An 11,195-nucleotide genomic window follows, 5' to 3' on the forward strand; every position below is an offset into this window, starting at 1 on the left:
CCCGCGCGAGAAGTGTCCCGCGCGGGTTTTTTCATCTCACAGCCGATGACGAACGCAGACGAATCCGCCCGTCCCGCAGCACATCCCGCCTTGAAGACCGCGTCCAGTGGATTCGCGGCCGCCGTGAATCATCTCCTCGTGCGCGAGCCTTGGGCGCTCGAGCGGTTGAAGCCGTACGCGGGCAAGCGCGTGAAGCTGTCGTGCGCGCCGGTTTCGATCGCGCTCGTCGTGCAGGCCGACGGGCTCTTCGCCGCGACCACGGATGCGGAAGCGGGCGCATTCGACGTGACCATCGCCGTGCCGCTCGACGCGCTGCCCGCGTTTCTGCAAGGCGGCCAGGCGGCGGTGATGAAACACGTGCGCATCGAAGGCGACGCCGAGTTCGCGACGACGCTCGCCAAGCTCGCGGAACATCTGCGTTGGGACCCCGAAGAAGATCTCGCGCGCGTGATCGGCGACGCGCCCGCGCATCGCGTAGGGCGCATCGCGCGCGCGGTGCAGGAGCAGGCGCAGCGCACCGGGCGAAATCTGCTCGACACGTTCACCGAGTATTTCCTCGACGAGCGCCCGCAACTCGTGCGCAAGAGCGCGCTCGATGCGTTCAACGCCGAGCTGTCGAAAGCACGCGATGCGCTCGCGCGCGTCGAAAAGCGCATCGAGCGGATAGAACGGCAAACCGAACCATCCCGGCCGGCGAGCGGCGCCTCAGCGCGATCCGGCGGCGAGTCTGTGCGCGACTCGCACGAATAACGAGCTGAAGCGAATTCGAACCATGCGTTTTCTGCGTTTCCTCAAGATTTTTTTCACGATCGTCCGCTTCGGCCTCGATGAGCTCGTGATGAGCGGCATCGACGATCGCCGCGTGCGCTACCTCATGCGCATCACGACGTTCGGCCGCCGCTTCGACGTCGAGCGCGGCATCCGCCTACGGCTCGCGCTGGAAAGCCTCGGGCCGATCTTCGTGAAGTTCGGGCAAGTGCTGTCGACGCGGCGCGATCTGCTGCCCGTCGATGTCGCCGACGAACTCGCGAAGCTCCAGGATCAGGTTCCGCCGTTCGACTCGGACGTGGCGGTGTCGATCATCGAAAAGTCGCTCGGTGCGCCCATCGACGAATTGTTCGACGATTTCGAGCGCGTGCCGGTGGCGAGCGCGTCGATCGCGCAGGTGCATTTCGCGAAGATCAAAAACGGCGAGCACGCGGGCAAGGCCGTCGCGGTGAAGGTGTTGCGCCCGGGCATGCTGCCGGTGATCGACTCCGACCTCGCTTTGCTGCGCGATATCGCGACGTGGGCCGAGCGCCTCTGGGCGGACGGCCGGCGTCTGAAGCCGCGCGAAGTGGTCGCGGAATTCGACAAATATCTGCACGACGAGCTCGATCTGATGCGCGAGGCCGCCAACGGCAGCCAGTTGCGGCGCAATTTCCAGGGGCTCGACCTGCTGCTCGTGCCGGAAATGTACTGGGATTTGTCCGCGCCGACGGTGCTCGTCATGGAGCGCATGGTCGGCGTGCCGATCAGCCAGGTCGCGACCTTGCGCGCAGCCGGCGTGGATATCCCGAAGCTCGCGCGCGAAGGCGTCGAGATTTTCTTCACGCAGGTGTTCCGTGACGGCTTCTTTCACGCCGACATGCACCCCGGCAACATTCAGGTGAGCCTCGATCCGGCGACTTTCGGGCGCTATATCGCGCTGGATTTCGGCATCGTCGGGGCGTTGTCGGACTTCGACAAGAACTATCTCGCGCAGAACTTCCTCGCGTTCTTCAAGCGCGACTATCACCGCGTCGCGACGCTGCACCTCGAATCCGGCTGGGTGCCGTCGAGCACGCGCGTCGAGGAACTCGAAAGTGCGATTCGCGCGGTCTGCGAGCCGTATTTCGATCGCGCATTGAAAGATATTTCGCTCGGTCAGGTGCTGCTGCGCCTCTTTTCGACGTCGCGCCGCTTCAACGTCGAGATTCAGCCGCAACTCGTGCTGCTGCAAAAAACGATGCTCAACGTCGAAGGGCTCGGCCGCTCGCTCGATCCGGAACTGGACCTGTGGAAAACGGCCAAACCGTATCTCGAGCGCTGGATGAACGAGCAGATCGGCTGGCGCGGCTGGTACGAGCGGCTGCAGATGGAAGCGCCGCAGTGGAGCAAGACCATCCCGCAACTGCCGCGGCTGATTCACCATATTCTGGCCGAGCATCACGACGCGCCGAAAAGCGGCAGCGACGAACTCATGCGCATGCTGCTCGCCGAGCAGAAGCGCACGAATCGTCTGCTTGTGACCTTGCTCATCGGCGGTCTCGTCGCGGTGGCGGGCGCGGGCGTCGTCATCGCGCAGTTCTGGCTCCATCCCTGAAAGAGGCGCAGATCATGAGCGATCCGACGAATCCCGCCGTTCCCGATTTCGAAAACCGCGATCCGAATTCGCCGGGTTTCTGGGACGAGCGTTTCGGCCGGCATTTCACGCCGTGGGATCAGGCCGGCGTGCCGGAGCTGTTCAAGACCTTCGTCGCGTCGCGCAATGCGCAGAATGTGCTGATTCCCGGATGCGGCAGTGCATACGAAGCGCTGTATCTCGCGGAGCGCGGCTGGCCGGTGCGCGCGATCGATTTTTCGGCGCTTGCCGTCGAGGCGGCGCGCGCGCAACTCGGTGCGCATGCGGGTGTCGTCGAAGAGGCGGATTTCTTCGCGTACGAACCGCCTTTTCCGCTCGACTGGGTCTACGAGCGCGCCTTTCTCTGCGCGCTGCCGAAGCACCGCTGGCAAGACTACGCCGACCGGATGTCGGCGCTGCTGAAGCCGGGCAGGCTGCTCGCGGGCTTCTTTTTCATCGGGTCGACGCCGAAAGGGCCGCCTTTCGGAATCGAGCGCGCCGAGCTGGACGCGCTGCTGTCGCCGTACTTCGAGCTGATCGAAGACCGCGAGGTCAGCAACTCGATTCCCGTGTTCGCCGGGCGCGAGCGCTGGATGACCTGGCGGCGAATCTGAGCGGGCCGGCTTGAAATCCGTCGCCGGCGCCCTGAAATATTGAGCGGTTAATCTTGCACGCGCGATCCCGAAAATCGCGGGTCAATATTGGTTTGCGGCTATAATTCAAGGCTTTGCAAGCGTCGAAAGATCATTGTAGGAAGAGTGCCATGCCGATTTACGCGTACCGTTGCGCCGACTGCAGCCACGAAAAAGACGTGCTTCAGAAACTGAGCGATGCGCCGCTCACGCAGTGTCCCGCCTGCGGCAAGGACGCTTTCTCGAAGCAGGTGACCGCCGCCGGGTTCCAGTTGAAGGGCTCCGGATGGTATGTCACCGATTTCCGTGGCGGGAACAACAATAGCGGCAAAAGCAACGGCGCCAATGCGTCGAATGAGCCGGCGGCGAAATCGGATGATGCGCCCGCCGCCAGTTCCGGCAACGCGAATTCGAGCGAAAGCGCGACGCCCGCAAGCACGTCATCGACGGATGCCGCCAAGCCCGCCGCGGGCGCGTCCACATCGTCGGGCGCCGCCTGAACGCAAGACGGCCGGCGCGTCCGGCCACGTGCCGCGCCGATGACCTCGTAGACCGCGCTCGCGCGAGCGCGGCCCGCCTGCCAAGCCGAATCTCCCACGCCGTCGAGAACCGGCGCAGCCACCACCCCGTGTAAATGACGACGAAAAAGACTACGCTGAAATCCGTGTTCCTTACCGGCCTGCTCGTGCTGGTGCCGCTTGCCATCACGCTGTGGGTGCTCGGGCTCGTGATCGGCACCATGGACCAGACGCTGCTCCTGCTGCCGCAATCGTGGCAGCCCGAGCGGGTCGTCGGGTTCCATCTGCCGGGCGTGGGCGCGGTGCTGACGCTCGCGTTCATTTTCATCGTCGGGCTGCTGACGCAGAACTTCGTCGGCCAGAAGCTCGTGAAATGGTGGGACGCCATCCTGCGTCATATTCCGGTGGTCGGCCCGCTGTACACGAGCGTGAAACAGGTGTCGGACACGTTGCTCTCGTCGAGCGGCAACGCGTTTCGCAAGGCGCTTCTGATCGAGTATCCGCGCAAAGGCTCGTACACCATCGGTTTTCTGACGGGTATTCCGGGCGGCGACGTGCTCAATCACCTCGACGAAGAGCACGTGAGCGTCTACGTGCCCACTACGCCGAACCCCACATCCGGCTTCTTCCTGATGATGCCGAAAAGCGAAGTCGTCGAACTGGACATGACCGTCGACGCCGCACTGAAGTACATCGTCTCGATGGGCGTGGTGGCTCCGGCGCCGAGCGTGCCGGCGCCGGTCGCGCCAGCCCGCCGCCCCACCGAGCCGCCGATGTAATGCCGGCCGCGCGAGCCGAGCGTCAGCCGAAAGAAGAGCATGACCCGAACGCGCGAGCCGTTGATTAACGAACAACGAAAGACACAACATCATGTCGATGCGATCTGAATACTGCGGTCTGGTGACCGAGGCCCGACTGGGCGAAACCGTCTCGCTGTGCGGCTGGGTGCATCGCCGCCGCGATCATGGTGGCGTTATCTTCATCGACTTGCGCGATCGCGAAGGCCTCGTTCAGGTCGTCTGCGACCCGGACCGCGCCGAGATGTTCAAGGTGGCCGAAGGCGTGCGCAACGAGTTCTGCGTACAGGTCAAGGGCGTCGTGCGCAGCCGTCCCGAAGGCACGGTCAACGCGAACCTCACGAGCGGCAAGATCGAAGTGCTGTGCCACGAGCTCGTGGTGCTGAACGCGTCGGTGACGCCGCCGTTCCAGCTCGACGACGACAACCTCTCGGAAACCACGCGCCTCACGCATCGCGTGCTCGACCTGCGCCGTCCGCAGATGCAGAAGAACCTGCGCCTGCGTTATCGCGTGGCGATGGAAGTGCGCAAGTATCTCGATGCGCAAGGTTTCATCGACATCGAAACGCCGATGCTGACCAAGAGCACGCCGGAAGGCGCGCGCGATTACCTCGTGCCGTCGCGCGTGAACGCGGGCCAGTTCTTCGCGCTGCCGCAGTCGCCGCAGCTCTTCAAGCAGTTGCTGATGGTCGCGAACTTCGACCGTTACTACCAGATCACCAAGTGCTTCCGCGACGAAGACCTGCGCGCCGACCGTCAGCCGGAATTCACGCAGATCGACTGTGAAACCTCGTTCCTCACGGAGCAGGAAATCCGCGATCTGTTCGAGGCGATGATCCAGCACGTCTTCAAGGAAACGATGGACGTCGAGCTGCCCGCGAAATTCCCGGTCATGCTGTACTCGGAAGCCATGCGCCGCTTCGGTTCGGACAAGCCCGACCTGCGCGTGAAGCTCGAATTCGCCGACCTCACGGACGCCGTGAAGGACGTCGACTTCAAGGTGTTCAGCATGCCGGCGAACTCGAAGGACGGCCGCGTCGCGGCGCTGCGCGTGCCGAAGGGCGGCGAGCTGTCGCGCGGCGACATCGACGGCTATACGGAATTCGTGCGCATCTACGGCGCGAAGGGTCTCGCGTGGATCAAGGTCAACGACAAGACCAAGGGCCGCGACGGCCTGCAAAGCCCGATCGTGAAGAACCTGCATGACGCGGCGCTCGCGGCGATCATGGAGCGCACGGCGGCGGAAGACGGCGACATCATCTTCTTCGCGGCGGATCGCGCGAAGGTCGTGAACGACAGCCTCGGCGCGCTGCGTCTGAAGATCGGTCATTCGGAATTCGGCAAGACGACCGGCCTGCTCGAAACCGGCTGGAAGCCGCTGTGGGTCATCGACTTCCCGATGTTCGAGTACGACGAGGAAGAAAACCGCTACGTGGCCGCGCATCACCCGTTCACGAGTCCGAAGGACGAGCACCTCGAATATCTGGAAACGGATCCGGGCCGCTGCCTCGCGAAGGCTTACGACATGGTGCTGAACGGCTGGGAAATCGGCGGCGGTTCGGTCCGTATCTTCCAGGAAGACGTGCAGAGCAAGGTGTTCCGCGCGCTGAAGATCGGTGCTGAAGAAGCGCGTCTGAAGTTCGGCTTCCTGCTCGACGCGCTCCAGTACGGCGCGCCGCCGCACGGTGGCATCGCGTTCGGTCTGGACCGCGTCGTCACGCTGATGTCCGGCGCCGATTCGATCCGCGACACCATCGCGTTCCCGAAGACGCAACGCGCACAGGATCTGCTCACGCAGGCGCCGAGCGAAGTGGACGAGCGCCAGCTGCGCGAGCTGCACATCCGTCTGCGTCAGCCGGAGCAGAAGGCGCAGTAAGCAGCTTTCGTTGTCGATGCAATGAAAAAGGCGCCGAGTGCGCCTTTTTCACTTTTTGCGTTACAGTCTTTGGGCATAAACAGATAAAGAAACGCGCGTTCACAAGCCCATGCAGAAGCCGCCCAAAATTCCCGAATCCGTCCTCGTCGTCATACATACGCCGGAACTCGATGTGCTCATCATCGAACGGGCGGATCACAAGGGCTTCTGGCAATCGGTGACGGGCTCGAAGGATCGCATCGACGAGCCGCTCGTCGAAACGGCCGCGCGCGAGGTGCAGGAAGAGACGGGCATCGTGATCGGCGGCGCGCTCGTGCCGGAAAACGCGCTGCTCGACTGGCATCACAGCATCCAGTACGAAATCTATCCGCAATGGCGGCATCGCTATGCGGAAGGTGTTGTGCAGAACACCGAACACCAGTTCAGCCTGTGCGTGCCGCATTGTCTCGAAGTGACACTCGCGCCGCGCGAACACACCGCACACCTATGGCTGCCGTTTCGCGAGGCCGCCGACCGCTGCTTCTCGTGGTCGAACCGCGAAGCGATCCTGCAATTGCCCGAGCGCCTCGCGGCGTATAACCGATGATCGGTATGCGTCCGCGGCGCAGTTTCAAGCGGCTGCGTCAGGTGCTGTTCTCCGGTCGCCGGCCGCCGCGGCTGTGCTTCACGACTGACAACCGCGTTCGGATCTTCAAGGGCGGCGTGCAGTTCTTTCCGGCGCTGATCGAGCGGATCGACAACGCGCGCAAATCGGTATCGCTCGAAACCTACATCTTCGCCAACGACGACATCGGCCGCGCCGTCTCCGATGCGCTCGTGCGCGCCGCCGAGCGCGGCGTCACGGTGCGCGTGATCACGGATGGCATCGGCACGCAAAGCAATCTGCCGATGTTCGCGCTCTGGCAGGAGCGCGGCGTCGAGCATCGCATCTATAACCCGCATCTGCTGTTCGGGCCGCAAGGCTGGTCGCGCACGCATCGCAAGCTCGCGCTGATCGACGAGACCTTTGCGTTTTGCGGCGGCATCAATATCGTCGACGACTACGATCAGAACGGCACACGTCTCGAGCGCCCGCGCTGGGATTTCGCGATGGAAGCGCAAGGTCCCGTCGTCAAGGACGTGCGCGAAGCGTTCGACCTGCAATGGCAACGCATCCGGCTCGGCGTGAAGCCGAGTCAACCGTCGCAGCCGGGTTGCGAGTCACAGGAAGGGCAGGAAGCGCGGGAAGGCGAACGCGCGCCCGGCCGATGGAACGCCCGCCGCGCGATGCTGGCCCGCCGGCGTGCGCGGCTCGGCGAGATTCACGCGGTCGATCGTCCGTGCGTCGCCTTCGTCGCGCGCGACAACCTGCTCAATCGCCGCGCGATCGAGAAGGCGTATCTGCGGGCCATCGCCAACGCCGAGAGCGAAGTGTTGCTCGCGAATCCGTACTTCATGCCGGGCCGCAAGCTGCGGCGCGCGCTTGTTTATGCGGCGGAGCGCGGCGTGCGCGTGTCGCTTGTGATCGGTCGTAAGGAATTCGTAGCGTTGGATTACGCGACGCCGTTTCTCTACGGCAATCTGCTCAAGCACGGCGTGAGGATCGCCGAGTACGAGAAGACGATGCTTCACGGCAAGGTCGCGGTCGTGGATGCGGACTGGGCGACCATCGGATCGTCGAATCTCGATGCGCTCTCGCTCGTGCTCAATAATGAGGCCAATATGGTGCTCGTCAATCATCAGGAAATTGCCGGCCTGCACGACGCCATTCTTCAGGCATTTGACGAAGGCCGCCCGATTGATGAGAAGCATTATGAATCGCGGCCTATTACGGAGCGAGCGCTTAATTGGCTCGCTTACAACACATACCGCGTGATGATGAAGGTGATCACGATCGGTCAGTACGATTAACCTGCCTTTGCGCAGCACATGCGCGAAAATACTCGCCTACAAGAATAACTAGAAGGGTCTTCCCACGAATCGGGAACTCGGGCAGTCACTTACAGGCAGTCTGTATATAAAACGCGACAATGGGCTCGGACATTGTTGAGATTTATCCTATATACATGTCCTGGCGTTTTAGAAACGCGTATCTAAAAATTTCCTTGTAACACCGACGTTCGGCCACAATAATAGAACGGCCGTTCGATTTTACGGGTCACATAAGAACGGTAGGGACATCATGCGAAAAGGCGAACAGACGCGGGCCGCGATCCTCGACGCAGCGCTGGAGTTGGCAAGTCGGGACGGGCTGGAAGGGCTGACGATCGGCCTGTTGGCCGAACGGATGCAAATGAGCAAGAGCGGTGTGTTTGCGCATTTCGGGTCACGCGAGGACTTGCAGGTGGAGGTGGTGCGCGAGTACCACAGGCGCTTCGAAGATGAAGTGTTCTTCCCGAGCCTGCGCGAAGCGCGTGGCCTGCCGCGATTGCGCGCGATGATGAATCGCTGGATGGAGAAACGCATCCAGGAAGTGACCACGGGCTGTATCTATATCAGCGGAGCGGTGGAGTATGACGACCGCGCCGCGAGCGCCGTGCGCGAGCAGCTCGTGCACAGCGTGAGCATGTGGCGCGAGGCGCTGTTGCGCGCGATCCGCCAGTCGAAGGACGAAGGGCATCTGAAGCCGGAGACGGATCCGCATCTGATGCTTTTCGAGCTGTACAGCTTTACGCTCGGCCTGCATCACGACGCGCGCTTCCTGCATCTGCCGGAAGCCGTGCAACTGACGCGGGACGCGCTGGAAAAAACGATCGTGTCGTATCAGACGTCGAGTGCGGGCGCGAATGGAAGCGCCGCGCAACCGGCTCCGGTGGCGACGACGAATCTGACATCACAACAACCCGACAGCCGTTAGCGGCGCCGTTCGAATCGAAAGGGTTCGGCGGCGCGCAACCAGAAGCTTGAGAAAACTGGAGAGACTCATGGGACAGTACGCCGCCCCCCTTCGCGACATGCAGTTCGTGCTGCACGAAGTGCTGAATGTCGAAGCCGAATTGAAGAGCATGCCGAAGCATGCCGACCTCGATGCCGACACCATCAATCAGGTGCTCGAGGAAGCCGGGAAGTTCTGCTCCGAGGTCGTGTTCCCGCTCAACCAGAGCGGCGACCGTGAAGGCTGCACTTACGAGGGCGATGGCGTCGTGAAGACGCCGTCCGGCTTCAAAGAAGCGTATCGCCAGTACATCGATGCGGGCTGGCCCGCGCTCGGATGCGATCCCGAATACGGCGGACAGGGCTTGCCCGCGTTCGTGAACAACGCGCTCTACGAAATGCTCAACTCGGCGAATCAGGCCTGGACGATGTATCCGGGCTTGTCGCACGGCGCGTACGAATGCCTGCACGCGCACGGCACGCCGGAACAGAAGTCGACGTATCTGTCGAAGCTCGTGTCGGGCGAATGGACCGGCACGATGTGCCTCACGGAGCCGCATTGCGGAACGGACCTGGGCATTCTGCGCACGAAAGCCGAGCCGAATCCCGATGGTTCATACGCGCTCACCGGCACGAAGATCTTCATTTCGAGCGGCGAGCACGACATGGCGGAGAACATCGTCCATCTGGTGCTTGCGCGTCTGCCGGGCGCGCCGATGGGCACCAAGGGCATCTCGCTCTTCATCGTGCCGAAGTTCATCCCCGATGCGAACGGCGCGATCGGCGCGCGTAACGACATCAAGTGCGGCTCGATCGAACACAAGATGGGCATTCACGGCAACGCGACCTGCGTGATGAATCTCGACGGCGCGAAGGGCTGGCTCGTCGGCGAAGCGAACAAGGGCTTGAACGCGATGTTCGTGATGATGAACGCGGCGCGTCTGGGCGTCGGCATGCAGGGTCTCGGACTGACCGAAGTCGCGTATCAGAACTCGCTCGTGTACGCGAAGGAGCGTCTGCAGATGCGCTCGCTGACCGGCCCGAAAGCGCCGGAGAAGGCCGCCGATCCGATCATCGTGCATCCGGATGTGCGTCGCATGTTGCTCACGCAGAAGGCGTATGCCGAGGCCGGCCGCGCGTTCACGTACTGGGCGGCTTTGAATATCGACAAGGAACTGTCGCACGCGGATGAGGCCGTGCGCGCCGAGGCCGCCGACTTTGTCGCGCTGTTGACGCCGGTCATCAAGGCCTTCCTCACGGACAACGCGTTCGAAGGCACCAACATGGCGATGCAGATCTACGGCGGCCACGGCTTCATCTCCGAATGGGGCATGGAGCAATACGTCCGCGACGCGCGCATCAACATGATTTACGAAGGCACGAATTCGATTCAGGCACTGGATCTTCTCGGCCGCAAGATTCTCGGCGACATGGGCGCGAAGCTGAAGCGCTTCGGCAAGCTGGTTGCGGATTTCGTCGAGCAGGAAGGCGTGAAGCCGGAGATGCAGGAGTTCATCAATCCGCTCGCGGATATCGGCGAGAAGGTCCAGAAGCTCACGATGGAGATCGGCATGAAGGCGATGCAGAATCCCGACGAGGTCGGGGCTGCGGCGGTGCCGTATCTGCGTACGGTCGGGCATCTCGTGTTTTCGTATTTCTGGGCGCGGATGGCGCGGGTCGCGTTGGATCATGCTGCTTCCGGCGATGCGTTCTATAAGGCCAAGCTGGCCACCGCGCGGTTCTATTTCGCCAAGCTGCTGCCTGAGACTGCTTCCACTATTCGTGCCGCTCGGGCTGGGGCTAAGCCTATGATGGATTTTGACGAAGCGTTGTTCTGAGCCTTTTTCGCTTTCGCTTTCGCTTTCGTGGAATCCTGATTTCTTTGCGGTCTATTTGCACTGCCCCTGTGCGGGGCGGCAGTCACTTTCTTTGCTGCTGCAAAGAAAGTAACCAAAGAAAGCAGCTTTTCAGGCCCGCGGTCACACGCACGTTGGGTAGTACTCTCGTCCCCCGTGGCACTCGCCTAACGAGTGCCCTCGAAGGACCCACCGGGCTTGGATCGCGCACGGTCTGACAAGCTAGTCGTTTCAAGGCGCTGGACCAGCACGAAAGAGTTCCGGCACAGCGCTGCGCGCTGCCGCAGGGTATGCAAGGGAA

10 protein-coding genes are annotated in these 11,195 nt (G+C 62.5%); all 10 read left to right on the top strand.

All coding sequences use genetic code 11. From position 1 onward, the window contains the following. Positions 1-90: 90 nt before the first annotated feature. The 10 genes from AWB76_RS04880 (at position 91) to AWB76_RS04925 (ending at position 10,876) form a co-directional block, all read left to right on the top strand. Entirely contained in the window at positions 91-750 is a 660-nt protein-coding gene (locus tag AWB76_RS04880) for a ubiquinone biosynthesis accessory factor UbiJ (RefSeq protein WP_096031254.1), read from the top strand. 22 nt (positions 751-772) lie between these two features. Beyond that, on the top strand, positions 773-2,344 hold the full coding sequence (gene ubiB / locus AWB76_RS04885; protein ID WP_061158970.1) for a ubiquinone biosynthesis regulatory protein kinase UbiB: 1,572 nt from the start codon (positions 773-775) through the stop codon (positions 2,342-2,344). Between the two features lie 14 nt (positions 2,345-2,358). Then, the gene (locus tag AWB76_RS04890) at positions 2,359-2,976 is read left to right on the top strand and encodes a methyltransferase domain-containing protein (protein ID WP_061158971.1); all 618 of its coding nucleotides are present in this window, start codon (positions 2,359-2,361) and stop codon (positions 2,974-2,976) included. A 149-nt stretch (positions 2,977-3,125) separates the two neighbouring features. Beyond that, positions 3,126-3,494 carry an FmdB family zinc ribbon protein gene (locus AWB76_RS04895; RefSeq protein WP_061158972.1) on the top strand — a complete coding sequence of 123 codons (369 nt, stop codon included), beginning with the start codon at positions 3,126-3,128 and terminating at the stop codon, positions 3,492-3,494. A gap of 134 nt (positions 3,495-3,628) precedes the next feature. Beyond that, positions 3,629-4,291 carry a DUF502 domain-containing protein gene (locus AWB76_RS04900; protein ID WP_061158973.1) on the top strand — a complete coding sequence of 221 codons (663 nt, stop codon included), beginning with the start codon at positions 3,629-3,631 and terminating at the stop codon, positions 4,289-4,291. Between the two features lie 91 nt (positions 4,292-4,382). Continuing rightward, the gene (gene aspS / locus AWB76_RS04905; protein WP_061158974.1) at positions 4,383-6,185 is read left to right on the top strand and encodes an aspartate--tRNA ligase; all 1,803 of its coding nucleotides are present in this window, start codon (positions 4,383-4,385) and stop codon (positions 6,183-6,185) included. A 109-nt stretch (positions 6,186-6,294) separates the two neighbouring features. Next, a complete protein-coding gene (nudB, locus tag AWB76_RS04910) occupies positions 6,295-6,771 on the top strand; it encodes a dihydroneopterin triphosphate diphosphatase (protein WP_061158975.1) in 477 nt (158 codons plus the stop codon). After that, positions 6,771-8,075, top strand: coding sequence for a phospholipase D-like domain-containing protein (locus tag AWB76_RS04915; RefSeq protein ID WP_374729909.1), 1,305 nt, complete (start codon positions 6,771-6,773; stop codon positions 8,073-8,075). The genes nudB and AWB76_RS04915 overlap by 1 nt, the downstream gene beginning before the upstream one ends. Before the next feature lie 271 nt (positions 8,076-8,346). Next, positions 8,347-9,021, top strand: a complete 675-nt coding sequence (locus AWB76_RS04920; RefSeq protein ID WP_061158977.1) for a TetR/AcrR family transcriptional regulator — start codon at positions 8,347-8,349, stop codon at positions 9,019-9,021. A gap of 67 nt (positions 9,022-9,088) precedes the next feature. Next, the gene (locus AWB76_RS04925; protein WP_061158978.1) at positions 9,089-10,876 is read left to right on the top strand and encodes an acyl-CoA dehydrogenase C-terminal domain-containing protein; all 1,788 of its coding nucleotides are present in this window, start codon (positions 9,089-9,091) and stop codon (positions 10,874-10,876) included. Positions 10,877-11,195 lie beyond the last annotated feature (319 nt).

It is taken from the genome of Caballeronia temeraria, from assembly GCF_001544795.2.
Lineage (GTDB): Bacteria > Pseudomonadota > Gammaproteobacteria > Burkholderiales > Burkholderiaceae > Caballeronia > Caballeronia temeraria.

Bases quoted from the DNA above. Each gene is read 5' to 3' on its own strand.
- ubiB (WP_061158970.1), top strand. From the start codon at position 773: ATGCGTTTTCTGCGTTTCCTCAAGATTTTTTTCACGATCGTCCGCTTC.
- AWB76_RS04890 (WP_061158971.1), top strand. From the start codon at position 2,359: ATGAGCGATCCGACGAATCCCGCCGTTCCCGATTTCGAAAACCGCGAT.
- AWB76_RS04895 (WP_061158972.1), top strand. From the start codon at position 3,126: ATGCCGATTTACGCGTACCGTTGCGCCGACTGCAGCCACGAAAAAGAC.
- AWB76_RS04900 (WP_061158973.1), top strand. From the start codon at position 3,629: ATGACGACGAAAAAGACTACGCTGAAATCCGTGTTCCTTACCGGCCTG.
- aspS (WP_061158974.1), top strand. From the start codon at position 4,383: ATGTCGATGCGATCTGAATACTGCGGTCTGGTGACCGAGGCCCGACTG.
- nudB (WP_061158975.1), top strand. From the start codon at position 6,295: ATGCAGAAGCCGCCCAAAATTCCCGAATCCGTCCTCGTCGTCATACAT.
- AWB76_RS04920 (WP_061158977.1), top strand. From the start codon at position 8,347: ATGCGAAAAGGCGAACAGACGCGGGCCGCGATCCTCGACGCAGCGCTG.
- AWB76_RS04925 (WP_061158978.1), top strand. From the start codon at position 9,089: ATGGGACAGTACGCCGCCCCCCTTCGCGACATGCAGTTCGTGCTGCAC.